Annotated in this window: 24 protein-coding genes; 4 read left to right on the plus strand and 20 right to left on the minus strand. The window is 70.1% G+C overall.

The features are described 5' to 3' along the window. From BH719_RS09500 to BH719_RS09970, 3 genes are all read right to left on the minus strand, one after another. Positions 1-480: hypothetical protein (locus tag BH719_RS09500; protein ID WP_425415307.1), on the minus strand; the 480-nt coding region annotated here is incomplete at its 3' end. A gap of 174 nt (positions 481-654) precedes the next feature. Next, positions 655-1,410: a hypothetical protein gene (locus BH719_RS02060; RefSeq protein WP_009743076.1), complete on the minus strand. Its 756-nt coding sequence runs from the start codon at positions 1,408-1,410 to the stop codon at positions 655-657. A 34-nt stretch (positions 1,411-1,444) separates the two neighbouring features. Beyond that, positions 1,445-1,969 (minus strand): hypothetical protein, encoded by a 525-nt coding sequence (locus tag BH719_RS09970; RefSeq protein WP_245683303.1) that lies wholly within the window; start codon positions 1,967-1,969, stop codon positions 1,445-1,447. On the opposite strand from BH719_RS09970, the gene BH719_RS09975 reads away from it, so the two are divergent. After that, entirely contained in the window at positions 1,959-2,273 is a 315-nt protein-coding gene (locus BH719_RS09975; RefSeq protein WP_245683304.1) for a hypothetical protein, read from the plus strand. The two genes, BH719_RS09970 and BH719_RS09975, sit on opposite strands and share 11 nt — an antisense overlap. A gap of 36 nt (positions 2,274-2,309) precedes the next feature. Here the strand turns inward: BH719_RS09975 and BH719_RS02070 are convergent, their stop codons facing one another. The 5 genes from BH719_RS02070 to hflX form a co-directional block, all read right to left on the minus strand. After that, on the minus strand, positions 2,310-3,002 hold the full coding sequence (locus BH719_RS02070) for a hypothetical protein (protein WP_050790609.1): 693 nt from the start codon (positions 3,000-3,002) through the stop codon (positions 2,310-2,312). 126 nt (positions 3,003-3,128) lie between these two features. Further along, on the minus strand, positions 3,129-4,517 hold the full coding sequence (locus BH719_RS02075) for a hypothetical protein (RefSeq protein ID WP_157098148.1): 1,389 nt from the start codon (positions 4,515-4,517) through the stop codon (positions 3,129-3,131). A 509-nt stretch (positions 4,518-5,026) separates the two neighbouring features. Next, positions 5,027-6,016 carry an L-lactate dehydrogenase gene (locus tag BH719_RS02080; RefSeq protein WP_009743080.1) on the minus strand — a complete coding sequence of 330 codons (990 nt, stop codon included), beginning with the start codon at positions 6,014-6,016 and terminating at the stop codon, positions 5,027-5,029. A gap of 70 nt (positions 6,017-6,086) precedes the next feature. Then, positions 6,087-8,027, minus strand: coding sequence for an ATP-dependent DNA helicase (locus BH719_RS02085; protein ID WP_009743081.1), 1,941 nt, complete (start codon positions 8,025-8,027; stop codon positions 6,087-6,089). Next, the gene (gene hflX, locus BH719_RS02090; protein WP_009743082.1) at positions 8,020-9,522 is read right to left on the minus strand and encodes a GTPase HflX; all 1,503 of its coding nucleotides are present in this window, start codon (positions 9,520-9,522) and stop codon (positions 8,020-8,022) included. The genes BH719_RS02085 and hflX overlap by 8 nt, the downstream gene beginning before the upstream one ends. Positions 9,523-9,613: 91 nt before the next feature. Here hflX and BH719_RS02095 point away from each other — a divergent pair, with 91 nt between their 5' ends. Further along, positions 9,614-10,225, plus strand: coding sequence for a class I SAM-dependent methyltransferase (locus tag BH719_RS02095; RefSeq protein WP_009743083.1), 612 nt, complete (start codon positions 9,614-9,616; stop codon positions 10,223-10,225). A 731-nt stretch (positions 10,226-10,956) separates the two neighbouring features. Here BH719_RS02095 and BH719_RS02100 read toward each other — a convergent pair. From BH719_RS02100 to miaA, 5 genes are all read right to left on the minus strand, one after another. Then, positions 10,957-11,433 (minus strand): hypothetical protein, encoded by a 477-nt coding sequence (locus BH719_RS02100; RefSeq protein WP_050790610.1) that lies wholly within the window; start codon positions 11,431-11,433, stop codon positions 10,957-10,959. Positions 11,434-11,938: 505 nt separating this feature from the next. Next, positions 11,939-13,162, minus strand: coding sequence for a DUF6318 family protein (locus BH719_RS09980; protein WP_009743085.1), 1,224 nt, complete (start codon positions 13,160-13,162; stop codon positions 11,939-11,941). Continuing rightward, positions 13,159-13,665: a DUF6318 family protein gene (locus BH719_RS02110; RefSeq protein ID WP_009743086.1), complete on the minus strand. Its 507-nt coding sequence runs from the start codon at positions 13,663-13,665 to the stop codon at positions 13,159-13,161. Before BH719_RS02110 ends, BH719_RS09980 begins: the two co-directional genes overlap by 4 nt. 1,902 nt (positions 13,666-15,567) lie before the next feature. Then, entirely contained in the window at positions 15,568-16,542 is a 975-nt protein-coding gene (dapF, locus tag BH719_RS02115) for a diaminopimelate epimerase (RefSeq protein WP_009743090.1), read from the minus strand. Continuing rightward, entirely contained in the window at positions 16,535-17,524 is a 990-nt protein-coding gene (gene miaA, locus BH719_RS02120) for a tRNA (adenosine(37)-N6)-dimethylallyltransferase MiaA (RefSeq protein ID WP_009743091.1), read from the minus strand. The genes dapF and miaA overlap by 8 nt, the downstream gene beginning before the upstream one ends. Before the next feature lie 59 nt (positions 17,525-17,583). Here miaA and BH719_RS02125 point away from each other — a divergent pair, with 59 nt between their 5' ends. Both BH719_RS02125 and BH719_RS02130 read left to right on the plus strand, forming a co-directional pair. Next, positions 17,584-18,027, plus strand: coding sequence for a YbjN domain-containing protein (locus BH719_RS02125; RefSeq protein WP_009743092.1), 444 nt, complete (start codon positions 17,584-17,586; stop codon positions 18,025-18,027). Continuing rightward, positions 18,020-18,721, plus strand: coding sequence for a type III secretion system chaperone family protein (locus tag BH719_RS02130; RefSeq protein WP_009743093.1), 702 nt, complete (start codon positions 18,020-18,022; stop codon positions 18,719-18,721). The genes BH719_RS02125 and BH719_RS02130 overlap by 8 nt, the downstream gene beginning before the upstream one ends. A gap of 532 nt (positions 18,722-19,253) precedes the next feature. Here BH719_RS02130 and miaB read toward each other — a convergent pair. From miaB to pgsA, 7 genes are all read right to left on the minus strand, one after another. Next, entirely contained in the window at positions 19,254-20,780 is a 1,527-nt protein-coding gene (miaB, locus tag BH719_RS02135; RefSeq protein WP_009743094.1) for a tRNA (N6-isopentenyl adenosine(37)-C2)-methylthiotransferase MiaB, read from the minus strand. Positions 20,781-20,917: 137 nt separating this feature from the next. After that, on the minus strand, positions 20,918-21,409 hold the full coding sequence (locus tag BH719_RS02140; protein WP_009743095.1) for a CinA family protein: 492 nt from the start codon (positions 21,407-21,409) through the stop codon (positions 20,918-20,920). Continuing rightward, positions 21,397-22,053 carry a regulatory protein RecX gene (locus BH719_RS02145; protein WP_009743096.1) on the minus strand — a complete coding sequence of 219 codons (657 nt, stop codon included), beginning with the start codon at positions 22,051-22,053 and terminating at the stop codon, positions 21,397-21,399. The genes BH719_RS02140 and BH719_RS02145 overlap by 13 nt, the downstream gene beginning before the upstream one ends. A 3-nt stretch (positions 22,054-22,056) precedes the next feature. Then, on the minus strand, positions 22,057-23,142 hold the full coding sequence (recA, locus tag BH719_RS02150; protein WP_034219597.1) for a recombinase RecA: 1,086 nt from the start codon (positions 23,140-23,142) through the stop codon (positions 22,057-22,059). A 209-nt stretch (positions 23,143-23,351) separates the two neighbouring features. Beyond that, positions 23,352-23,588 carry a DUF3046 domain-containing protein gene (locus BH719_RS02155; RefSeq protein WP_009743098.1) on the minus strand — a complete coding sequence of 79 codons (237 nt, stop codon included), beginning with the start codon at positions 23,586-23,588 and terminating at the stop codon, positions 23,352-23,354. 2 nt (positions 23,589-23,590) lie between these two features. Beyond that, positions 23,591-23,905: a helix-turn-helix domain-containing protein gene (locus BH719_RS02160; RefSeq protein ID WP_021614242.1), complete on the minus strand. Its 315-nt coding sequence runs from the start codon at positions 23,903-23,905 to the stop codon at positions 23,591-23,593. Between the two features lie 177 nt (positions 23,906-24,082). Beyond that, complete coding sequence (pgsA, locus tag BH719_RS02165) at positions 24,083-24,826, minus strand: CDP-diacylglycerol--glycerol-3-phosphate 3-phosphatidyltransferase (RefSeq protein ID WP_009743100.1); 744 nt, start codon at positions 24,824-24,826, stop codon at positions 24,083-24,085. Positions 24,827-25,097 lie beyond the last annotated feature (271 nt).

Genomic DNA, 25,097 nt, shown 5'->3' on the forward strand with positions numbered 1-25,097 from the left:
TTGGTTCCCGGGGCGGGAAAGCGCGTCAATGAGGCCGTCGGTGAGCGGCCGGCGGACCTCGTCCCTGTAGACCGAGGGGGAAAGCGCGGGCCACCGCTGACGGCACACGTCAATCCACGACAGCACCGGATCGGATTCCCGCGTCCCCACGATCCCGAACCACGACAGCGCCAAAGCCGCCCGCCCGCCCTCGGCTGGGGGCCCGGCCTGCGCGAACGTGTACACCTCCCCGCTGACAGGATCCGCGTACTCGCCCGCCCCCTCGTCCAAAACGACCACAACCCCGTCGACCCGCTCAGCGAGCGCGGCGAACCCCGCCCTCACCCTCTCACCCAGGCCGCCATAGCGGTCCGAGTCCAGGTACGCGCCATCGACCTCGGCGCCGTGCAACGCCGCGAACCCCGCGCGCCCGCGCCTGACCGCCAACCAGCGGACGAAGGCCCCATCATCGATGGAAGGATAGCCCCGCAACTCGAACACGCACTCCCCCACACGCACCCGGAAAGAACTCCCCAGCCGTGGCACCACACTCGCGCCGCCCCCGAACGCCGCCTCCACATCAGCGGCCGTCACCGGACGAGAACCATAAACGTCAAAGCGCACAACATTCGACACCACGGTCCCCCTCGCTCACTGCTCCGCCCCTGCTTCATACTATTCGGGGTCGATGGCGGTGGTGAGGAGGGTGTCGATGGTGTCCCAGAAGTCGATGCCGCACTCTGGGTCCGCCCGGGGGTGCCATAGGTCGGCGCGTCCGGGGCACTGGCCGGTGATGTCGAGGGTGACGATGTCTCCGCCGGGGCTGCGGTAGAACGGGTAGCAGCCCCTGGCGCGGTCCCGCAGCCCCTCGTCGTCCAGTCCAAGGTCCGCGTACTCCCCTGTGGAGAACTCGTTGATGTCCCCCACCTGGTAGACGCCCGTGGACGGCTGCGCGCACGAGAGGAAACCGTCGTGGAAATGGCTGTACAAGGGCCACACCTCCACGGCGCGGGACCACACGGCCCGCACACTCCTCCCGTACCCCTCCTCGCCGCTCATCGGCCACGACGGACGCATGGGATCACCCCCGAAGTAGTACACCGTCTCCCCCGCAGAGTTCACAAGCTGGTACACCACCACATACCGGTCCCCCCACTTGGCCACACGCATACTGCGCCCGCACCGGCCCAAAAGGCCGACGGTGCGCCACAACGCCCCGCCCGTGGAGATCCCCATCTCCCTGACATAACTCCAGCCATACATCTTCGGATCGTAGAGACCGTAGTGCTCCCACGCCGGGCACACCGAATCGGGGTCGGGCGGGCCCTCGACGAAACCCACCGCGCCCCCGTAGGACATCAGGCGGTTCAAATCCTCCAACTGCGCCCGCTCGGCGCGCTCGCGCCTCCTGCGCGACGGCGTCAATGCCATCAGCGGTCTCCTCTTCCGCGGGGGTGGTGTGTGCTCATCGGGCATCCTCCAGGGCGGCGTAGTACTCGGGGTCCATTGGCCCGGTGTAGAACTCGTCCAGGGCCTTCCAGAAGTCAATGCCGAACTCGAAGGCCCCGCCGCTGCTCCAGTAATCGGCGCGCCCGGGCGACTCTCCGACCACGTCCAGGGTGAGCAAGGACCCGGACGTGTGCTCGAAGAAGACGTAGCAGCCCTTGGCCCGCTCGCACAGGGCGTCGTTGTCCAGCATGTCGAAGTCGGGGAATACCCCCGAGCTGAACTCGTTGACGGCCCTCAGCTCGAAGATGTCATCGGGTCCCCAGTTGCACCAGGATAGGCCGTCGTGGACGTCCTCGTAGAAGGAGCGTAGCTTGGCCGGGACCCGGTCCCACACCGCATGGACGTTGAAGTCGTAGGACGCCCATTGGTGGGAGGGCCCGATCCTCCTGGGCTCGCCCTCGCCCGGCCACGTGGGCTGGAAGGGGTTGCCCCCGTAATAGTCGAGGGTGGTGCCGGTGGAGTTCACGAGCGTGTACACCACGATGTACCGCTCCCCCCACAACGCCAACTCCGCATCCCTCCCGCACCGCCTGAAGAAGGCCCCAGTCTCGGGCAGCACATCCCCCACAAAACGGTCCATCCGGTCCGCCATCACCCCCACCCGCTCAGCAGGCGACAAAGCGGGCAACGCCCGCCACTCCTCCGGCAAGGGCGCGTCCACGGGAGGCGACTCTTCCACGAAACGCACCTCCCCACCACCCGACATCGCACGGTTCAACCGCTCCACCCTCGTCAACGACCGCCTCCTCAAACGTGAGAACAAGGCCATCAGGTGCCTCCCGTGATGCGTTGGAGCCCCGTGGTCGTCGTGTGCACCGCGCTCACCTGTCCCTGCGGGGGCCGCGGTCCTCCAGGGGTACGATCACCGCTTCGAGGAGCTGGTCGAGTACGCCCCAGAAGTCCACGTGGTACTCGCGCTTCGAATCGATCCACCACAAGTCCCCGGCCCGCTCGACCCGGTCGGCGAGGATGTCGAGCGTGAAAGGGGTGCCCGAGGCGTCCTCGTAGAACATGTAGCAGTGCCGCGCCCGCTCGGCCACCTCCGGCTCCTCATAACCCACATCGAGGACACCGTAGACAGGACGGACGTGCTCGAGTCTATACAGTCTGTCCGTATCGGGGAACATGCCGAACCCGTCGTGGGTGCGCTCGTAGAAGGCCCGCACCGACTCGGGCACACTCTCCCACACACGCCGTACATTGTCCGCGTACCCGTCCTCGCCGGGTGCGGGCCACGAGGGCCGCAACGGATTGCCCCCCACGTAACTGACCTCCTTGCCGTCCGCATTGAAGAAGGTGTAGACCACGAAGTACTCGCCGCCGTGGACCGCCAGCTCCGCGTCCACACACCGCTCCCGCAAACCCCGCAGAGTCCGGGGCAAGTGCTCCCCCACAGTCTCGCCCATCACCGACACCATCAACCCCACCCGCTCAGCAGGCGACAAGGACGGCAGGGCCCGCCAGGACTCGGGGACCACGGCACCACCGGGCACAGCCCCCTCGACGAACACCACAGGCCCCCGCTCATCCACATACCGCGCCACGCGCTCACGCCCCGGAGGGGGAAGCCGACGACGCCTCAACCACGAGAACACACCCACTTGTTCACATCCTTTCCACAACCACACGCACCGCAGCGCTCACCTGCCGGGGAAGAACGGGACGTACGGCCAACCGCCCCCCGCAGGGGGCTTGGGCGGCAGCATCTGATCGATCATGTACTGGATGCGCTCCTCCATCAGCCGCTCGATCCGCGACATCTCCGTGCGCACCAGGGGCTCCACCGGATAAACGAACCCCGAAGGCCCCCGCTTCCCCTTTTCCCCTAGGAACCCTTCCCATTGAACAAAGGACTTGTTCTGGCGGGACTGGTTGGCGCGCGCACTGATCGCATGGAAGTTCTCCGACCAGTTCACAACCTGATCCCGTTGCGCCTCGGTGAGCCTGTCGAACCCCTCCATCCGTTGAATACGCTTATAGGGGACGATATGATCCGGATGCAGCGCAAGGTTGTCCGTATTGCCGGGAAGCGTCCAATCCGTAGGGGCCAGTCTTTCCCCATCAGGCCCACGCACAAACGCGTCCTTTATATCATCGTTCGGGGTAGGTTTCGGCCTCGGGATGTCCGGTCCGTCCCGGAAGCGCACTGGTGTGCGTTTGGAGAAGAAGTTCTTGAGGTACTTCCAGCCGTTCTTGATGCTCATCCACAGGTTGTGGCCGTACCCCGCCGCCATGCCCCGCAAGCCCCCAAGGGCCTTGATCCCACCGACCAACCCCTCATGCCCCTTCTCACCAAGGGCGCAAAGATTCGCGAAAGAGGAGCGCACACCCGCCATCGTGCCCCTCATGCCAGCCAGCCCAAGGCCCCCCAGGACGGCGAAAACAACGGACACAAGGGCCGCGACCAGGCTCTCCTCTCCGTACCACCACCGCAGCGCATGCCCAATGGCCGCCACCACGCCTGCGATCGCCGAGATCGCGAACAGCACGCCCGCCAGGGCCTGCCCGATCACCGGGATCCAGCACACCAACAACCCCAAAACCCCCGTGATCGCACTGATCATGTCGCAGACCGCAGCCACCCACGAGGCGACCTTGGATCCCCAGTCGTCCCACCACGAGTCCCCCAACCCGTCATCACCGGCCCCGTCAATGGCGTTCATCGCCTTGACCGCCGCGGCGTCGCGCTCGCCCATCGCGTTCAGGATCACCTGCCGCTGGGCCCGCACCCGCCCCCGCGCCACCTCCGCATCACCATCCGCCGCAGCGGCGGCCCGCTCATAACGCGCCCGGTCATCAGCCCCATCCCCCTGCTCGGGGTACTCCCCCGCGCTCTCGCGCATCCTCCCGGCCCGGGCCACCGCCTCGTCCACGTCCTGCTGGGCCGACTTCGCCGCCACCAGCGCGTTCAACGAATCCGTCTGCGCCCGCTCCAACGCCCCCGCGTATTCCACCAGAGCCTGACCCGCCGAACGGTAACGCCCCTCAGCCACCTCCACCTTCGACAAGATGTCATCACGGGCCTCCAACAGGGCCTCCACCGACTCAGACCCCCGCGAACCCCCCGCATCCAAAGCCCGCAAAGAATCCGCGCACCTCCGGATAGCGTCGGCGACCCCCACGTAGTCGTTCCCCCCTTGCCGCACCACCACAGGATCCCCAGGAACCGGATCCGACTCGAACCCCACCACAGACCAATCAACCGGACGCACCACAACAACTCACCAACTCTCTCAACCAGACGAAAGCGCTCCCCCACACTAACCCCACCCACACCCAAAAGAAAGAGACGCACAACACCATCAAGCGGAGAACGCCACCCACCGTCCCTCAGCACGCGCCCCAGTCGGGCAGGGCATCCGCCGACTTCAGCGCCCACCGCCGGGAACCGCCAGCAGAGCATTGGGCACCCGCGCCCATCCAACCGGCCGACGACCGGGCCCTGCGCCCGAGTCCCGGCCCGGAGAGCCGTCGTCCCCACCCGCATCGCGGGTGGGGACGACGAACGGCGATCGACGGGCGCGCTGCCCTCGGGCCGTCAGAAACCGAGGTCCCGGGCGACCTTGCGCAGGCGCTCAGCAGAGGCAGTGAGGCCGTCGCGCTCGTTGAGGGTGAGCGGCGGGTTGAGGACGCGGCCCGCGCCGTCACGGCCCACCAGGGTGGGGGCGGCCATGCACACGTCGGAGATGCCCTCCCAGTCCTCCAGGAGCGTGGAGACGGTGAGGACGCGCTGCTCATCGCGCAGGACGGCGCCCGCGATGTTCGACGCGGACAGGCCGATCGCGTAGTTGGTCGCGCCCTTGCCCTCGATGATCTTGTAGGCGCTCTGGACGACGTCGGTCGCGATGGACTTGCGCAGCTCGGCGTCGAAGACGCGCCCGCTCAGGGTCGGCCCCCACTGGGACAGCGGCACGTTGCCGATCTCGGCGCTGGACCACAGGGCCACCTCGGAGTCCCCGTGCTCGCCTGCGACGTAGGCGTGGATGTTCTGCGTGGCGACGCCGGTCTCGCGCGAGACCAGGTAGCGCAGGCGCGACGTGTCCAGCACGGTGCCGGAGCCGAACACCTGGTTGCGGGGCAGGCCCGTGAGCTTGAGGGCGACGTAGGTGACCACGTCGACGGGGTTCGTGATGAACATGAAGCGGGCGTCGGGGGCGACTCCCACCAGGTTCGGGACGATCTTCTTCATGAGGTTGACCGTCGATCCGGCCAGCTCCAGGCGGGACTGTCCGGGCTGCTGCTTTGCCCCGGCGGTGACGATGATGAGGTCCGCGCCGCGGACGATCTCCACGTCGTCGGAGCCCTCGACGGAGCCGCAGGGCGTGAACTGGATGCCGTGGGCGATGTCGAGCGCCTCAGCCTCGACTTTGGGCTTGTTGATGTCCTGGAGGACGATCGACCGCGCGTCTCCGCGCATCGCGCACGCGTAGGCGACGGCCGTGCCGACCGCTCCCGCGCCGATGATGGCGATCTTCGACGGGCGCCCGGAGGACTTGGACGGGTAGAGGGTCTGTGCTTTGGATTCCACAATGGCTCCTTCGAGGTGAGGCTTCCCTCTCATTTTTGCAGATTATCCCGTTCCCCGGGGGAGATGTTCACTACTTTCGCGCATTGAGCCTGCGCAGCGCGCCGCGCACCACCTGCGGGTCCTCCGTCGGCCACATCGGGGGCATGGACGCCAGGATGAAACGCCCGTAGGGCTTCGTCCCCAGCCTCGGGTCGAGGACGGCGACGACGCCCCTGTCCGTGTCCGAGCGCAGCAGCCGCCCCGCGCCCTGCGCCATGAGCAGGGCGGCGTGCGTGAGGGACACGGCGCGGAAGCCGCTGCCTCCCCTGCGCTCCACGTCCATGCAGCGCGCCTTCGTGACGGGGTCGTCGGGGCGCGGGAAGGGGATCTTGTCGATGACGACCAGGCGGCACGACGGCCCGACCACGTCCACGCCCTGCCACAGGGAGAGCGTTCCCACCAGGCACGAGTCCCGCTCGTCCCTGAATCGGTCGATCAGGGCCGACAGCGTGCCCTCGCCCTGCACGAGGACCTCGAAGTCCGTGCGCCCGCGCAGCGCCTCGGCCCCCGCCTGCGCCCCGCGCCGCGAGGCGAAGAGCGCGAGGACGCCGCCCCCCGACGCCTGGGCCAGCTCGACGAGCTCGTCGAGCACCGCGGGGGGCGGCCCGTCCCTGCCGGGCACGGGGAGTCGGCGCGCCACGTAGCGGATCGCCTGGGCCGCCGGGTCGAAGGGCGAGCCGACGTCGATGCCGTGCCAGGGCGCGGGCGACAGGGCGAGCCCGCACTCGGCGGCCATGAAGTCGAAGGAGCCGCCCAGCGCCAGGGTGGCCGAGGTGAGGATCGCAGGGCGCTCGCCGAAGCCGACGGCGCCGAGCGGCCCGGCCACGTCGAGGGGGCCCACCGTGAGGCGCTCGGCCCCCGGTTCGGTGCGCGAGACGTAGGCGATGGAGTGGTCGGGGTCCCTCCCCCACTCGTCGAGGGCGCCCGCCAGCTCCTCCACGGCGCCGCGCGCCAGGAGCTTGGCGGCCTGGTCCGCCTCGGCCTCCCCCACCTCCTGCTGGGCGCGGCGCACGGCGTCATCGAGCACGGCCATGGCGTCGACCAGGGCCGCGGGCCGCTTCTCCAGGAGCCCGTCGGGCAGTGGCGCCAGCGCCGCGCCCAGGCCGCTGCCCGCCTCCTCCAGGTCCGACACGTCCAGGGACAGGGCGGAGCGCAGGGAGCGGGCGGCGCGCGCGACCCTGGCGGGCGTGATGTCGCGGGCGGCCTGGGAGCGCACGCGGTCCGCCAGTTCGTGCGCTTCGTCGACGACGACCGCGTCGATCTCGCCGAACAGGGAGCTGCCCTCGGTGGCGTTGATGCCGAAAAGGGAGTGGTTGGTGATGACCACGTCCGCCTCGGCGGCCGCGTCCCTGGCGCGCTGGGCGAAGCAGTCGTCGACCAGGGGGCAGTGCCTGCCCAGGCACTCGGGTTTCGCCACGGAGGCGTAGTGCCACACGCGGTCCGGCACGCCGGGCTCCAAGTCGTCGCGGTCCCCCGTGTCCGAGGCGCGCGCCCACTCGCGCAGGCGCACGATCTGGCGCCCCAGCTCCCCCGTGGGCTCGGTGCCGGCCCCCGGGTCGCGGTCCTCGAAGAGGGTTCCCTCCGCGGGGTGCCCGCCCTGCAGGCGGTGCAGGCACACGTAGTTGCTCCACCCCTTGAGGACCCGCACATCCAGGCGCACGCCCGTGCGCGCCGCCACGGCGTCCACGACGGCGGGCGCGTCCTTGACGAGGATCTGGCGCTGCAGGGCCAGGGTCGCGGTCGAGACGAGGCCGCGCACCCCGTTCAGAGCGCAGTGGGTGAGCAGGGGCGTGAGGTAGCCGATCGACTTCCCGGTCCCCGTGCCCGCCTGGACCATGAGGTGGCGCCGCTCCTCGATGGCCATCGCCGCCTCGGCCGCCATGGAGGCCTGCCCTTCGCGCGGGGTCCCCCCCATCGCGGCCACCACGTCGTCGAGGACCCCGCCCAAGGCCCCGACGAGGTCCTCACTCATCGGCGCGGGGCGCCGTGGCCGCGCGGACCGCCGCCGCCAGCGCCTCGTCGACGCGGGCGACGAGGCGCGTGCCCTCGGCCGCGTACTCCTCGCGCTCGACCTCGCCCTCCTCGTGGACGCGGTGGACCAGGGAGCCCGCGGAGTAGGGGATGACCGCGTCGATGAGCACGCTGGGCCTGGGCAGCAGGTCCTCCAGGGCGGCCCTCAGCGTCCCGACTCCGTACCCGGTCTTGGCCGACAGCGCCACGGAGCCGGGGAAGGCGGTGCGCAGGACGGCGAGCTGCTCGGGCGTGGCCAGGTCGGCCTTGTTGAGGGCGATGAGTTCGGGGACGCGGTCCGCGCCCTCGATCCCCGAGAGCACGGCGCGCACGGCCTCGACCTGGGAGACGGGGTCGGGGTGGGCGGCGTCGACGACGTGGAGGAGGACGTCAGCCGCCCCCACCTCCTCCAGGGTCGAGCGGAACGCCTCGACCAGCTGGGTCGGCAGGTTGCGCACGAAGCCGACGGTGTCGGTCAGCGTGTACTCGCGCCCGTCGGCTGTGCGGGCCCGGCGCACCGTGGGATCCAGGGTGGCGAAGAGCGCGTCCTCGACGAGGACCCCGGCGTCGGTGAGGCGGTTGAGCAGCGTCGACTTGCCCGCGTTCGTGTACCCGGCGATCGCCACGGAGGGCACTCCGCCGCGCCTGCGGGCACCCCGCTGGGTGCGCCTGGCGGGTTCCATCCGGGCGATCTCGGCTTTGAGTTTCGCCATGCGGGCGCGGATGCGGCGCCGGTCCAGTTCGATCTTCGTCTCGCCGGGCCCCCTGGAGCCGATGCCGGCGCCCCCGGCGACGCGCCCGCCCGCTTGGCGCGACATGGATTCGCCCCATCCGCGCAGGCGCGGGAGCAGGTACTCCAGTTGGGCGAGCTCGACCTGGGCCTTGCCCTCCCGGGACTTGGCGTGCTGGGCGAAGATGTCGAGGATCAGTGCGGTGCGGTCCACCACTTTGGCGTCGACGACGTCCTCGAGGCCTCGCCTCTGGGAGGGAGCGAGCTCCTCGTCGACGATGACGGTGTCCGCCTCGTGGGCGCGCACGATGTCGGCGAGTTCCTTGGCCTTCCCGGACCCCAGGTAGGTCGCGGGGTCGGGCAGGGAGCGCCGCTGGATGACGCCGTCCATGACCCGGGATCCGGCGGTCTCGGCCAGTGCGGCGAGTTCGCGCAGCGAGTTCTCCGCCTCCTCTTCGCTCTGCGTGGTGCGCAGGCCCACCAGGACGACGCGCTCGAGGCGCACCTGGCGGTACTCGACTTCGGAGATGTCCGCCCGGTCCGAGGCGGAGGTGTCGACGCGGCGGGTGGCGGCGCGCGCCTCGCGCTCCATGGCGCCCGCGTCGCCGGAGCGGTCCTGCCCGGCCGTGGACGACAGCGCTTGGGCCTGGCGCGAGAGGATGCGCGCCACGACCTCGTCGATGCGGGCGTCGCGGGCCTCGTCGTCGCCCGACTGGGTGGGGGTCATGTGGCGTCCTCCGGTCGTGGTGGGGCCTCCAGTGTCGCACGCCGTCCGCGGGTGCGCGTGCGCGCGGGGGCGGGCGGGTAGGCTTTCCTCTGTGAACGAACAGTACTTCACCGACCAGGCCCCCGCTTCGGACGCGGAGGCGCGCCAGTTGAGGGTGTCCGCGCGCGGCCACGAGCTCACGATGCGCGTGTCCCCGAAGGTGTTCTCCTCCTCCCGCCTGGACCTGGGCACCCGCCAGCTGCTGGCCGAGGCGCCCGAGCTGCCCGGGCGCGGCACCCTGCTCGACCTGGGGTGCGGGTGGGGGCCGCTCGCCGTGGTCATGGGCCTGGAGTCGCCGGGGGCCACCGTGTGGGCGGTCGATGTGAACACGCGGGCCCTGGACCTGACGGAGCGCAACGCCGAGGCCAATGGCGCGGCCAACGTGAGCGCCATGAACGCGGGCGAGGCGCTGGAGCGGGCCCGTTCCGAGGGCGTGCGCTTCGACGCCATATGGTCGAACCCGCCGGTACGCGTCGGTAAGGAGGCGATGCGCCGGATGCTCTCGGACTGGCTGTCCCTGTTGGCTCCGGGGGGCGCCGCGTACCTGGTGGTCCAGCGCAACCTCGGGGCGGACTCGCTGGTGGCGTGGCTGGTGTCCCAGGGGATGGCGGCGCGGAGGTACGCGTCGAAGAAGGGGTACCGCATTATCGAGGTCACCGCCTGAGTTCCTGGGGCGAGCGCCGGGTTGCGGGCCCCGGGTTCCCGGGGCCGCCGCGCACGGGTTGTAGGGCTGGGGGTTCCCGAGGCCACCGCGCGCAGGTTGCGGGAGCCGCAGCACATACGTTGCAGGGGCCGCCGCCGGTTTCCGGAATCGTTGGCGGGGGCCGTTGGCGGGCAGCGCCCGCACGGGGCGAGCGAAGAGCGGGCGGGCTCGCGGGGGCTGGGTAAGAGTTCTGAGTCGGGTTCCCTCTTCTTCGCGTCCAGCCCGGCGGTCGTCGGGCTGTGTGTTCGTCCGGTGGGGTCATAGACATTGTCTATACCCCTGCGGCCCGGGAACACTCGGGCCCGGCCGGGCGGGTGGGTTCGTGGGGCTGGGTAAGAGTTCTGAGTCGGGTTCCCTCCTCTTCGCGTCCAGCCCGGCGGTCGGCGGGCTGTGTGTTCGCCCGGTGGGGCCATAGGCGTTGTCTATACCCCGCGGCCCGGGAACACGCGGGTCGGGGGAAAGGAAACGCCCTGGGGATGGGCTCGCGGGTTGGGGTTGTGGGCCGGGTCTCCTCCCTCTCTTCGCGTGGTTCGCCGGGGTCCTGCTGGGCCCGGTGGGTCGGGTTCTCTTCCTTTCCTTGTCCGTCCGGTGGGTGGGGCTGCCGGGATCCGCGCCGGACGGGGCCGGTCGGATCCGTGGGGCCGGTCTGGCCGGTCGGGCCCGCCGTGCAGTGCTCGGGTGGGGTTGTGGGGTTAGTGGCCGTCTTGTTCGTCGGCGGTGTCGGTCAGGTCGATGCGCAGGTGGGAGACGGGGAAGGGGGTGGACTGCTCGGTGGTGGTGATGATCGATGGGAGGGTGAGGGTCTGGCCGGTGAAGGGGTTGGTGGTGGTGGCGTCCCACGTGGTCGTCAGCGTGATGGTCCGCCTCTCGCCCCCGCGGGTGACCTGTTCGTAGTGGTGGGTCAGGCGTGCTTCCTTGTTGCCCCTCCTCCATGGCTCCCCCGCCCGGGAGGTCACCAGAGGGGGTGTGCCGTCCCCGAAGTCGTACGAGTACTGCGACGCGGCCAGGGTGATCGACACTTCGTGTCCGAACAGGGCCGTGGTGTGGGTTTGAGAAGGGGTGGCGGCGTACACGATGGTGGGCACCCCTGCGTTCGTGTACGACTTCTTGCGGGGCTGCCACGACAGGCCCGCGCCCGACACCGGCACCCGCGCCAGCGCGGTGCGCACGATCGTCTCCGTGGACGGGGGCTCCCCCTCACCCCCGCTGCCGTCGTCTGCGGGCTCCTCGTCCGCAGTCTCGGGTGTGGTGGGGGCGGTGCCAGCAACGTACTGGCAGTGCGACGAGACAGCGCCCGCATCCCCCGGCCGCGCCGCAGACCCCGGGATCCCCTCACGCTCACCCGTGCACACCATCTCCAACGGACCCCCCGCCGCACGCCCAGAAGAAGAACCACTGCCAGACACGCCAGACCCACCGGACACCGCCGGAACCGCCGGAACACCCCCACCAGCAGAACCACTGCCAGAACCACCCCCAACCGACGACGGCGGACGACTGGAGTAATCCACAGTCGACCTCTGGGTGGACCTGAACTCAATACCTGGGTTGTTCTGCGTGTCGCTGTAGCCCGTCACCGAGTACTCGGGATCGCTATCCGCATATGCGGCTGGCATCATCATGACAATGGTGAGCACAGAGGTTGAGACACAGCCAAGCGCACGAGTGCGGCGCTTACATCGCATCTTCAGCATTTGCGGCCCTTCCTTCTAAAACGCGCCAGTTTGAGCCGTCCCATCCGACACGGAAAATAATTACCGTATCCCGGCTCTGACTTTCTTGGAACCCCTTACTCGTATACCCTTCGGCAAGGCGCTCATCAATTCGAAATTGAACGAGGTACACGTCTCCCTCATAGTTGGAGTCTTCCCGCTCAATAGCCTGAGTGTTCGTTATGCTACTGTGCGCTCCCGCCGCCCAATAGCCGTGAGCGTAAAACTCCTCAATCTTAGATCTCTGATCCCGACAGAACGCACATTCCTCGTCGCTTATCGATTTGAGCGGATTTGTGTCACCAGTGTTCCACGCGTAAGAACTGGCGTTCAGGTAATAACGGGCTGCGGCCGCCGCTCCTGCCTCGTCCCCTTTGTTCATCTCCTTGGGCTGCTCCGGCGCCTTGTCGGTGACGGGCGGGCGCTTGAGACTCCCGTCGGACTGGACCTGGTAGCCGTGGCTCATCCCGTAATCCGGCTCCCCCCGCAAGAACACCACATACGCCCCCACCGACACCACTGCGACCACCAGAACGGCCAGCACCACCAGGGCACGCGTGCCCAACCGCCGACGCGGCTCCTCGTCCACGGGAGTCCCCTTGTACGGGTCGATCCCCCGCGCCCGCAACTCCGCATCCCGCGCCAACGCCTCACGACGCAACCCCTCCACATACTCGCGCACCACAGGCGACATCCCACCACCATCAACGGCGGGCCCGTCGTCGGCCGGATCGTCGGTGGGGCCGTCGTCGGGCAAGTCATCGACAGGATCATCAGTGGGCGGATCGTCGACGGGGCCGTCGTCGGGCAAGTCATCGACAGGATCATCAGTGGGCGGATCGTCGACGGGGCCGTCGTCGGGCAGGCCATCGGCAGGACTATCAGCGGGCAGCTCGCCGACCGGATCGTCGGCCAACCGGCCACCGACAGAGGGGCCGTCAGCGCGCGGGCCGTCGTCCGGCCCGGTGGGACTGGAAGCGGTGCCGCGGCCAAGCCCACCGTCGGGCGGATCACCAACCGCTCCGCCGTCTAACGCCCCGCCAGAAGAAACCGCTGCGCCCGCACTGCCGGACGCGGAAGGGCCGGCAACCGCATCGGCGGCACCCTCCTCGTCAGCCAACCTGCGCGCGGACTCCGGATCCGGGCCGCTGCCAGCGGACAACGGCTTATCGCCTCTGATGGTCATGATTCCTCCTGCGGTTGGTCCTCGACTTCCACGACGCGCCAGAAGTAGCCGTCCCAGGCCACAAGCACCCGCGCGGCGCGCACGCGCTCAGCCCCGGGCACCAGACTCCCATTCGTGTACACGTCCGGCGTGCGCTCATTGAACGACACGTCCACCGCGTACGTCTCATCCCCGTGCGCCTGCTCGTCGGTCACGCGCCCGACTGCGGCGGCCTGGAAGTCCGAGGCCCTCGCTTTGGCGGCCCACCCGCCGTTGGCGTACACGGAGGTGATGTCGTTGGCCATGTTCGCGCACGCCTGGCAACCGGCGGCCACCATGTCCGTGAACGCGCGCGGATCCCCCACGTTCCACGCGTACGCCACCGTCTCGAAGTAATACGACGCCATCGCCTCCGCCCCCGCGTCCGAGTACTCCCCAACCAGAGGATCGGGCACCGGGAACTCCCCCACACCACCAGGCCGCCGCAACGACCCATCCGACTGCACGTAATAATCCCCACTCATCACCGGCCCCCCAGCACCCGCACCACCCCCGCCCGAACACCCCGACACCCCCGCCACGCACAGCGCCATCACAAGCCACCACACGCCGCACGACCGCCCACGCCCACCAGGGCAACGCCCCGCACCAGGGAACACTCCCACCAACACCACATCCTCGTGACGAACCCCGAACCACCACAGTGGCCCGCTTCACTCACCCACGATAGTAACGCCCCACACACCCCCAACGCCAGACCCCCACCATGATCTGTGCATAACCACCCCATCCGCCGCGGGTGGGACTGGGGTCCGAGAGCCGCCCGGAGCATCCGCCGTTCCGGGCGCCCAATCCCGGAGCACGCACCACCCCCAAGCGCCCACTGACAGGCCCAAAGCCGACACCCACACCCAGAAAAGCACCTTAATGCACCTGATGGTGCTGGGTACTTCCTGACTCCTGGTCGTGGCCGTGGTGGGCCTGGGGGTCGTGTCTCAATGCACCTGATGGTGCTGGGCGCTCCCTGACGTCAAGGTCCAGGTCGTACTCGCGACCGGTCCGGTGTCTCAATGCACCTGATGGTGCTGGGTGCTCCCTGACCCGACGCCGGCACCAGCTTCAAGACCATGCTCCTCAACCTGGTCTCAATGCACCTGATGGTGCTGGGTGCCCCCTGACAAGACCCCGGAGGAGGTTGATGCCGCGCTTGCTGAGTATCGGTCTCAATGCACCTGATGGTGCTGGGTGCTCCCTGACTCACCCCCACCCCCATCGCCCTCCTCCACAACCCCCGCTGGTCTCAATGCACCTGATGGTGCTGGGCGCTCCCTGACAAGCTTCAGGAAGTCATTGATGCTCAGATGGTCGCCCTGTCTCAATGCACCTGATGGTGCTGGGCGCTCCCTGACCTGATGTCTGGCTGTCCTCGGGCGGCCGGATTTACCTCAGTCTCAATGCACCTGATGGTGCTGGGTGCTCCCTGACCGACAATGTCCCAGTCCTCATACCCCGTGTCCTCGCGGGTCTCAATGCACCTGATGGTGCTGGGTGCTCCCTGACCGAGAAGCGCGAGAAGAAAACCACTTTTACCATCGCGTCTCAATGCACCTGATGGTGCTGGGTGCTCCCTGACAACATGACACAGTTCCCCGTCACTGTCGAGACCAAGGGGTCTCAATGCACCTGATGGTGCTGAGTGCTCCCTGACCCCCTCGGCGTGTCGAACGGCAGATGACCTGCACAAACGCCACACCGGATCGCCAGTGGCCGAACAGGGAGCCCTTCGACCAGCGAGCACAGGTCGATTTTAGAGGACTTTCCGTTGGGAACACAAGGGTCGCCACCGACGCCCGAATCAGCTCCCAGTCTGCCGCTTTCCAACCACTTCCCAACGAAAAGCCGACGCCAACACCCACAGAGTTGTTGCGTACACCACCATATTACTTACCATATAGCCCTATTTCTGCCCTCCGCATGTACTTGCACCTGTTGACCGCCGAGCCCGCCTGGCTTCCGCTCAATCTGCCAGAAACGCACACAAGGACCTGATTTACGCAACACCGAGGCGCACACAACGGCGGAATCACGCCCTTGTGCACGCCCGCGTATTGCGTGAACACCGCCGTTGTGTGCGGGAAGCGCTCCGCCAGGGGCGCCCGAATAGGACCTGGGCACCCACCTGGCAACGATCTCGCGGAACCGGTGACGCAACCCCGGATTCATGTGCCCGCCCGGAGGGCAACAGCCCTACGGCACTGACAACGCATTGGCCTGCTCAGAGAGGCAGCGGGCCCTGCAGAACCGGCGGCGCCGCCCCAGGTCCTCCTGCCACTGCCCCTGGTGGGGCGTGGAGGATGGCCCTCGTTGGGCTGCGGGACCATCCATGCTGCCCCTGACGCGACGGCACGCCCGGAGGGGCGACGGCCCTACGGGATGACGATTTCGGCCACGCGCGTGGCGGGCCCTGTGAGGAACACGGGGGCCCCGGTGAGCCCGGGCCCGTCCCAGTCGATGACTCCGTCGATATCGACGCGCACCCTGCCCCCGGGCACGTCGACGATCCACGAGGCGGGGGCGCCCGGCCCCCGGCGCAGCGCCGTCGCGACCGCCGCCGCGCAGCAGCCGGTGCCGCAGGCCATGGTCTCACCCACGCCCCGCTCCAGGACGCGCATCCGCAGGTGCCCCACCTCATCGCCTTCGCGCGTGAGGTCGACGACGAGTTCCAGGTTGGTCCCTTCGCGGGGCTCCGGCTCGTAGGCGGGGCGCATCTGCGGGGCGACGCGCGCCGCATCCACCGCGGGCAGCTGCGCGCCCTCCAAAGCGGCCAGGGAGTCCACGGCCACCACCGTGTGGGGGTTGGGCATGTCCACCCAGATGCCGCTCAGAACGCCCGGGATTCCTGGAACGGAGACCTTGACGGTCTCGCGCGCCGGACTGGAGGCGGGCCCCATGTCCACCCTGTACTGGGCACCGTCTTCCGCAGCGCCACAACCCGCAGCACCGCCGCCCTCACCGCAGCCCTCCGCAGCACCGCCCCCGGCCTCGGCGACCAGCTCCACCGTCCGCGTGCCGCCGCGCGTGAGGACTTCCAAGGACTCGCCGGGCGCCAGGCGGACCAGGCCCTCGCGGCGCAGGTGGTCGACGAACACGCGCACGCCGTTGCCGCACATCTCTGCCTTCGACCCGTCGGCGTTGCGGTAGTCCATGAACCAGGCGCCGCCGGAGCGCACGCACCGGATGAAGCCGTCGGCGCCGATGCCGAAGGCCTGGGAGCACAGCGCCCGGACCTCCTCGGCGCTGGGGTCGTGGGAGTCGTCGGCGTCGGTGGCGACCACGAAGGAGTTCCCGCACCCGTGGGCCTTGGCCAGGCGGGCGCGGCGCGGCAGGGGGAAGTCACGCATGGTGCAACGCTACCCCACCGGCGGCCCGCGCCTCGGCGATGTCGAGGACGTGGGACGCCACGTCCTCCGCGTCCCCCGCAGCGTCCAGCCACACGACGCGCGGATCGGGTCGCAACCACTTGACCTGGCGGCGGGCCAGCTGCCGGGTGGCCAGGGCGACCGAGTCGATGGCCTCGTCGACCCCCATGAGCCCGTCGATGACGGCCAGCGCCTGCGCGTACCCGGTGGCCCGGGAAGCGGTCCTCGCCCCGCGCAGCCCCGCCCCCTCGAGGGCGCGCACCTCCTCGACCAGGCCCGCGTCGAACATGGCGCGCGTGCGGGCCGCGATGCGCCGGTCCAGCTCCTCCCAGTCGCGGCGCAGCGCCACCATGACGGCAGGGCGGTGGAACTCGTGGCGCGGCATGTGCGCGGAGTAGGGGCGCCCGGTCACCTCGATGACCTCCAGGGCACGGATGATGCGGCGCGCGTTGCGGGGGTCGATGCGCCTCGCCGAGTCGGGGTCGAGGCGGGCGAGCCGCTCGTGGAGCCCGCGCGCGCCCAGGGGCCCCTCCGCCTCGGCCTCCAGGCGGGCCCGCACCCGCGGGTCCGTGCCCGGGAAGTCGATGACGTCCAGCAGGGCGCGCTGGTAGAGCCCCGACCCGCCCGCGACGACCGCCACTCCCCCGCGCGCGTGGATCCCCTCCACGTCGGCGCGGGCGTGGCGCTGGTAGGCGGCCACGGACGCCTCGTCGCGCACCTCGAGCACGTCGATCTGGTGGTGGGCGATGCCGCGGCGCTCCTCCACGGGAGTCTTCGCGGTGCCGATGTCCATGCCCCGGTAGAGCTGCAGCGCGTCCGCGGAGACCAGTTCCCCCGTTCCACGGGCTCCGAGGCGCGCGGGGGCGCGCTGCGCGACGGAGAGCGCCACGTCGGACTTGCCCGAGGCGGTGGGGCCGACGACGGCGATGACGAGGTCGCTGGGGCGCGGATCGGGCTGGTCCATGGCTCCAGTGTATGGGCACGTGCTACCGCCGGGCGCCCGCGTGCCGATAGGCTGGGCGCATGAGTACACAAGACACTCCCCCCGTCACGCTGCCGCGCGTGTGCGACGCCGTGGCCGCGACGGGCCTCATCCCCTTCGTCGCGGAGCAGCAGGTCGCCGTGATCCTGCCCTCCCGCACCGTGCGGATCGCCGTCCCCCAGGACAACCCCGGCCAGGGGGTCGCCGACTACCCCCGCTCTTTCGACGCGGCGCACGCCGACCAGGTGGCGGAGGCGGTGCGCAACCTCAACGCCTCGACTTACCTGCCCAAAGTGGTGAGCACCCCGACGGAGCAGGGGACGATCACTGTGCACATGCAGCACACGTTCAACTGGGTGGCCGGAGCGTCCGACGCGCAGCTCAACGCCGAGGTCTCCCAGTTCCTCATGGCGACCATCGCGATGATGAACCAACTCGACATAGCGTTCCCCGACCAGTGGGCCAAGGAGGCCGATCATGCCTGAGTGGAAGTCCGTCGCCCTCGACGGCGACGAGCCGGCCGACTCCCCCGGGGCTGGCGGGCAGGACGGCCCGGACGAGGGCGGCCCGTCTCCCGACGAGTTCGCGCTCAAGTGGGGCACCGAGGTCCAGCCCGTGACCATCGAGCGCATCGCCGCCGTCCTGGAGGGCGACGGCCTGCCGGTCGCCATTTCCGAGTTCGCCGCAGCAACGCAGGTGGAGGAGGGGAACTTCCAGATCCACCGCGAGCCCGCGGACTGCCCGTGGGCCCAGGTCGAGCTGCGCCTCCTGGTGCAGGGGGCGGAGCTGGCCGACCTCGACAGCATCGCCAACGACTGGAACGCCGCCCACCTGCAGCCCACGGTGTTCCCGGTCCCCGAGGCGGGGCAGCCGCTGCTGGTCGCGGCCAGCCGCTTCTTCGTCGGCGAGGGCATGTCGGACCGTCAGATCCACGCGATGATCCGCCGCGGAGTCGTCGTCGGCCTGTCGTTGGCGCGCGAACTCGCCCAAGCCGGAGGGGATGGGACGGGCGCCCCCTCCGATGAGGGGTCCGAGTCCGTTCCCGCTTCCGACCAGGAAGGGGCCGGGTCCGAGGCGGACCCGGCTGCCTTTGGGGACGGCGCGGAGCCCGCACCGGTTCCGACTGCCGACGAGGAGGGGGCCGCGTCGACTGCGCCAGCCCCCGAGGACGGGGCGTAGAGGCGGACTGCTCCCGGTTGTTCCGCCTGCGTCGCACGGGGCACGGCTGTGCCGCGTCGCCGCGCTCCAAGCCGCGGATCGCTGTTAAGGGGGCTCTGTGCGATCCGTGCTCCCGGGAGCAGTCCCGCATGCCGACCACCACGTCTCCGTGATGACCGCCATAGGACAACGCTACAACATTGCGGCTCCAGTCACAGCGCTTTCGTGTTCCCGTGGGGTGCGCCTACAAGGGGCGCGGGCGCGGAGCCGCCGTTCCCCGCGGGCCCGCCCCCTTCGCTCCTTCTAGATGTCGCACACAAGGGACGGAATTAGGAAACACAGCGCCGCACACAAGGGCTTGATTCCGCCCTTGTGTGCGGCGCGTGTTGCGTAAATCGGGGTCCTTGTGTGTGTACCCCTGGGGGGAGGGGCGCACAACCCGGGGGAAGTCGGCCTGGGGCCCGGCCCTGGCGCTGAGGCACGCCTTATGCTGGCACCCGGCGGCGCGGCCCCTCAGTCGGCGGCGCGGCCCCTCAGTCGGCGGCGCGGCCCCTCAGCCGGCGGCGCGGACGGTGGGCATGCCGAGGGCGACCCCGGTTCCTGGCCCTGCCGCGTCCCGGCCCGCCTGCCAGGCGTCGCCGGCGCGGGTGCGGCGGACCTCGAAGAGCCCTCCCTCGAGGCCCGAGTCGGCGATCAGGTGGTGGGGGGCGCCGTGGGTGACGCTCGCCCGGACCATGTCGCCGGGGCGGGGCCTGTCGGCGCCGGACAGGGAGGCGGGCAGCCCGACGTGGACCAACCTGTTGTCGCGGGCCCGCCCGGTGATGCGGCGGGTGGCGCCGTCCTTGCGCCCGTCGCCCTCCGAGACGAGCACCTCCACCCCGTTGCCCACCAGGGCGGCGTTGTCCTCGGCGCAGATGCGCTCCTGCAGCGCGACGAGGCGCTTGTACCGCTCGAGCGCCACGTCGGCGGGGACCTGGTCCTCGCGGTCAGCGGCGGGCGTTCCCGGCCTGGGCGAGTAGAGGAAAGTGAACGCCGAGGCGAAACGCGCCTCCTCGACGACCTGCAGGGTCTGGGCGAAGTCCTCCTCCGTCTCGCCGGGGAAGCCGACGATGATGTCCGTGGTGATCGCCGCCGCGGGGACCGCGGCGCGCACCCGCTCGAGGATCCCCATGAACCGCTCGCGCCTGTACGAGCGCCGCATTTGACGCAGCACCCTGTCCGACCCCGACTGCAGGGGCATGTGCAGGCTCGGCATGACCGTGGGCGTCGTCGCCATGGCGTCGATCACATCGTCGGTGAAGGCCGCTGGATGCGGGGACGTGAAGCGCACCCGTTCGATGCCCTCGACCCCGCCCACAGCGCGCAGCAGATCCGCGAAGGCCCGGCGCTCGCCGAAGCCCACGCCGTAGGAGTTGACGTTCTGGCCCAGCAGGGTCACTTCGATGGCCCCCTGCGAGGCGACCGCCTCGACCTCCGCCAGGATCTCGCCGGGGCGGCGATCGCGCTCCTTGCCGCGCAGGCGGGGGACTATGCAGAAGGTGCACGTGTTGTTGCAGCCCACGGAGATGGACACCCACGCCGCGTACACGCTCTCCCTGCGTGTGGGCAGCGTCGAGGGGAACACTTTGAGGGACTCCTCGATCTCGACGGCCGCGGCCCTGTTGTGCTCGGCGCGGCGCAGTAGCGCGGGCAGCACGTCGATGTTGTGGGTGCCGAACACGGCGTCGACCCACGGCGCCCTTTCGACGATGCCCTCGCGCATCTGCTGGGCCAGGCACCCGCCGACCGCGATCTGCATCCCGGGGCGCCCGCGTTTGACCGCCGCCAGTTGGCCGAGGTTGCCGAAGAGCCGGGTCGCGGCGTTCTCCCGGACCGAGCACGTGTTGATGACGACCACGTCGGCGCCCATGTCCCCTGCGTCGGTGGCCCTGGCCGCCGCCTCGGGCACCTGGTCGACGGGCAGCAGTCCGGCCTGCTCCAGCAGGCCCGCCATACGCTCGGAGTCGTGTTCGTTCATCTGGCAGCCCAGCGTGCGCACCGCGTAGGTGCGGGGAGGGGCGGGAGGGTTGTGCGCGTTCATCGCCTGGAGTCTACAGGCATTGGCGCGCTCCGCTCCGCCGCCCCGCTCGGCGCCGCAGTGGCGCGGGCCCAGCGCGCCACAGCGGCGTCCGGGGAGGCGAATATGGGAACGCCCCCTTTGTCAAACGCCCCCCTTTGTCAAAGGAGCCCCCCGTCCAGTGCCTCGCGCAGCAGCGCCAGGGCGGCGTCCACGGCTCCCGCGCGCACGGCGCCCCGGTCGCCGGGTATGTGGACGAGGCGGTGCAGCGCGCCCCCGGGCGCCGCGCACGCGACGTGGACGGTTCCCGCCTCGTGCCCGTCGGCGCTGCCCGGGCCGGCGACGCCCGTCGTGGACAGGGCGATGTCGGCTCCGAAGAGTGCGCGCGCGCCGGACGCCATCTGCTTTGCGACCTCCGCGTCGACGGGGCCGGTGAGCTCCAGGCGCTCCCTGCTCACCGACAGGACGGAGGCCTTCGTGTCCGTGGCGTAGGTGCACACTCCCCCGCGCACGACCCTGGAGGCCCCGGGTATGTCGACCAAGCGCGCCACCAGGGCGCCCCCGGTGAGCGATTCGGCGGTGGCGATGCTCAATCCCCGGGCGGCGAGTTCCCCGACGAGGGCGGCGACCCCCTCGGTCCTCACGCGCCCCACCCCGCTTCCCCGTCCTGCCAGTGCTCTTCCTCCCCGTCCGCGCTGCCCAGGGCGTCCAGCGCCTCGCGCACGGCGCGGTCGGACACGTCCGGGCCGTAGCCCTTGCGCGCGAGCATGCCCGCCAGTCGGCGGTAGGCGGCCCGGCGGGGCACGCCGCGCACCGAAGGCGCCCTGCCCTCCACCAGCCGCCGCGCCCTGTCGTACTCGTCGTCCCCGCTGATGGAGGACATCGCCTCGTCGATCGAGTCCCCGTCCAGCCCTTTGCGCCGCAGTTCCGCGACCAGAGCGGGCCCGGTCCTGCCCCGCGCCGCGAAGCGCTCGCGCACCAGGGCCCGGGCGAACGCCCGGTCGTCCACGAGGCCCACCGCCTCCAGCCGGGACACGACCTCCTGGCCGACCCCGTCGTCGAAGCCCCGCGACGCGATGGCGTCGAGCAGTTCGCGCCGTGACCGCGCCCGCGTGTCGAGCTGGCGCAGGGCGACCTCGCGCGCCGCCTCGACGGCCCTGGGCCCCTCGAGGGCGGCATTGCGCTCGCGCATAAGGCGGGCCCGCTCGGCCGGCGAGGGCCGCCTTTCGCGCGCCTCCCCCTGCCCCGTGCGCTCCGGGGCACCGGGGGCCCCGTCCTGGTCCTGGTGTGGTGCCATGGCTCAGAAGCCCGCGTCCTCGTCGGGATCGACGGACGGCGCTTGGGACGCCTCCTCGGGCGGGGCCTCGGCGATGCCCAGGGCGACGAGGATCTTCTGCTCGATCTCCCCCGCCAGCGCCGGGTTGTCGGCGAGGAACTGGCGGACGTTCTCCTTGCCCTGGCCCAACTGGTCGTCGCCGTAGGTGAACCAGGAGCCGGACTTGCGCACGATGCCGGTGTCGACGCCCATGTCGATGATCGAGCCCTCGCGGGAGATCCCCTTGCCGTAGACGATGTCGAACTCGGCCTGCTTGAAGGGGGGCGCCATCTTGTTCTTCACGACCTTGGCGCGGGTTCGGTTGCCCACGGGGGCGCCCGCCTCCTTCAGGGTCTCGATGCGGCGCACGTCGATGCGCACCGAGGCGTAGAACTTCAGCGCCTTGCCGCCCGTGGTCGTCTCCGGGGAGCCGAAGAACACGCCGATCTTCTCGCGGAGCTGGTTGATGAAGATCGCGGTCGTCCCCGTCGCGGACAAGGCGCCGGTGATCTTGCGCAGGGCCTGGCTCATGAGGCGCGCCTGCAGGCCCACGTGGGAGTCGCCCATCTCGCCCTCGATCTCGGCCTTGGGCACCAGCGCGGCGACGGAGTCGATGACGATGATGTCGATGCCGCCCGAGCGGATCAGCATGTCGGCGATCTCCAGGGCCTGCTCGCCGGTGTCGGGCTGGGAGACCAGCAGCGAATCGGTGTCCACCCCCAGGGCCCGGGCGTAGACCGGGTCGAGGGCGTGCTCGGCGTCGATGAAGGCCGCGTTCCCGCCCGCCTTCTGCGCGTTCGCCACGGCGTGCAGGGCGACCGTGGTCTTGCCCGAGGACTCGGGCCCGTAGATCTCGATGACCCTGCCCCGCGGCAGGCCGCCGATGCCCAGGGCCACGTCGAGGGCCAGGGAGCCCGTGGGGATCACCTGGACGGGCGGGCGGGAGTCGTCGCCCAGGCGCATGACCGACCCCTTCCCGAACTGCTTGTCGATCTGGGACAGCGCGACCTGGAGGGCCTTGTTGCGGTCGTTCTCCACCGTGCGCGATGCCGTGCTCTTGCGGGCAGCCATGGGCGTTCCTTTCTCCGTGGGCCTCTCCGACCCGTTGTCCATCCAGCCGATGACGCCTCCCCTCTCCGGGGTGGCGTAATGACGATACGCGCGGCCATACGCGTCTGCGGAACGCCCGCGGACCGCCTGTGGACGCGGCGCGGGCTCCGGAGCCACCGGTGGATAGACTATATGGAACACATGTTCGATCGCGCGGCGACACGCCGCGCCTACCGGCCAGCGTCCCCGCGTCGTCGGACGGGATCGGTGCGGTGGATCCAGCGCGCGTCCTCGCGGCCGGTCTCCCGGGTGAGGGCCTCCCACACGCTGTCGGGGTCGGCGCCCGCGCCGAGCGCCTCGGCCGCCGTGGCGCCGAGTTCCGCCAGGTGGAGATCCGTGACATAGGAGCGGCCGAGCGCCGACCCGAAGGTGGCCTCGACCGCTTCGTAGAACTCCGAGTGCTTCACGTTCAGGAGATCAACGCGACTGGCATGATGTCGTCGGGAACCGCATCGGGCACGACTGCGCCATCGACGACCGCCATCCGGTCGGAGACCTCGTGCAGCACGAACCACAGGGGCACCCCCAGGGCGTGGGAAATGGCGTCGAGCAGCTCGGAGGAGGCCTCCTTCTGGCCGCGCTCCACCTCGGACAGGTACCCCAGCGACACCTGGGCCTCCGAGGAGACCTCGCGCAGGGTCCGGCCCTGGCGCTGGCGGATGTCGCGCAGGACGTCTCCGAGTTCCGTGCGCAGCAGTGCGGTTTCGCGCGGTTTCTTTTCCATACCTTTACTGTAGCGGCTCATTGGAACCGATCGCATGTCCGTACCGCGCATCGGACCGCTGCGACGGCGGTCCGGATGGCTTCTGCTAATGCTCATATTGGTGCAACGCCCCCGATCGTGCGCGCATTCCGCGCCCCGGCGCCCCTCGTCTGTAAGTTGCGCCACCTGGACTCAATTCTAGGACGCTACCCCGTGCGCGGCGCCCTGCCCGGAATGGCCGTCCTCGTCCTGCTCGGACGGGCCGCCGTCCTCATCGGAGGCGCCCTCCTCTTCGCCGGGCGCTTGGTCGGCGCCGTCGGCCTGGGTATCCAGCTCCTTGCTGATCCGCATGCCGTCGACGATGTACATGATGCCCGAGTAGACCGTGACGGCCAGAGCCGCCCCGGTGAGCACCAGGCCGAGGCTGACCAGCGCCTCCGCCAACCAGGTGTACGCGGGGTCGAGCGCCGGCAGGTAGTCCCACGGGATCAGCAGCGTGCCCAGCGCCAGGATCTGCAGCAGCGTCTTGACCTTGCCCGCGTAGGCCGCGGCGACCACGACGCCCCGGCGCAGGAACGCCGCGCGCAGCCACGTGATGCCGAGCTCGCGCACGGCGATGATGATCGTCACCCACCACGGCAGCACGGCCTGCCACGACAGCAGGGCGAACGCCGACAGGGTGAGGGCCTTGTCGGCGATGGGATCCACGATGCGGCCGAAGTCCGTGATGAGCCCACGGCTGCGCGCCAAGTGGCCGTCGAGCTTGTCGGTGATGGCCGCGATGGCGAAGACCACGAAGGCGAGCAGCCGCTCCAGGTACGACGGCCTCAGGGCCAGGTAGATGAAAACGGGCACGAGGACGATCCTCGTCACCGTGAGCGCGTTCGCCACGTTCAGATTCGAGACCCGCCGGGTCTGCACCCGCGATACGTTGTCGTTCACGTCGCCTCTTTCCACTGTGCTCAGCGTCCTGTGAGCTGCCAAGCGTCCTCGTCCCCGGCCGGTTCCTCATCGACCCAATCGGGCGCCGAACCGCCGAAGCTGGTTCCAGCGTAGGGGTCCGTGCCCCTCTTGGGCGAATCGGCCGCGCCGCCCGCCGGCCCCCCACTGCCGCCGTTCCCAGCGCCACCAGGCGTTTCATCCGCGCAGCGCCCTCCCTGCGCCCCGGACTCGGCGACGGCCCCCGGAGCGGGCCCCGCGGCTGCGGGAGCGG

The organism is Pauljensenia hongkongensis, assembly GCF_001746855.1.
Taxonomy (GTDB): Bacteria; Actinomycetota; Actinomycetes; order Actinomycetales; family Actinomycetaceae; genus Pauljensenia; species Pauljensenia hongkongensis.

Coding starts and splice junctions, on each gene's coding strand:
- BH719_RS02060 (WP_009743076.1), bottom strand. CDS start 1,410: ATGGCATTGACGCCGTCGCGCAGGAGGCGCGAGCGCGCCGAGCGGGCG.
- BH719_RS02085 (WP_009743081.1), bottom strand. CDS start 8,027: ATGAGTGAGGACCTCGTCGGGGCCTTGGGCGGGGTCCTCGACGACGTG.
- hflX (WP_009743082.1), bottom strand. CDS start 9,522: ATGACCCCCACCCAGTCGGGCGACGACGAGGCCCGCGACGCCCGCATC.
- BH719_RS09980 (WP_009743085.1), bottom strand. CDS start 13,162: ATGACCATCAGAGGCGATAAGCCGTTGTCCGCTGGCAGCGGCCCGGAT.
- BH719_RS02110 (WP_009743086.1), bottom strand. CDS start 13,665: ATGAGTGGGGATTATTACGTGCAGTCGGATGGGTCGTTGCGGCGGCCT.
- dapF (WP_009743090.1), bottom strand. CDS start 16,542: ATGCGTGACTTCCCCCTGCCGCGCCGCGCCCGCCTGGCCAAGGCCCAC.
- miaA (WP_009743091.1), bottom strand. CDS start 17,524: ATGGACCAGCCCGATCCGCGCCCCAGCGACCTCGTCATCGCCGTCGTC.
- BH719_RS02125 (WP_009743092.1), top strand. CDS start 17,584: ATGAGTACACAAGACACTCCCCCCGTCACGCTGCCGCGCGTGTGCGAC.
- BH719_RS02130 (WP_009743093.1), top strand. CDS start 18,020: ATGCCTGAGTGGAAGTCCGTCGCCCTCGACGGCGACGAGCCGGCCGAC.
- miaB (WP_009743094.1), bottom strand. CDS start 20,780: ATGAACGCGCACAACCCTCCCGCCCCTCCCCGCACCTACGCGGTGCGC.
- BH719_RS02145 (WP_009743096.1), bottom strand. CDS start 22,053: ATGGCACCACACCAGGACCAGGACGGGGCCCCCGGTGCCCCGGAGCGC.
- recA (WP_034219597.1), bottom strand. CDS start 23,142: ATGGCTGCCCGCAAGAGCACGGCATCGCGCACGGTGGAGAACGACCGC.
- BH719_RS02160 (WP_021614242.1), bottom strand. CDS start 23,905: ATGGAAAAGAAACCGCGCGAAACCGCACTGCTGCGCACGGAACTCGGA.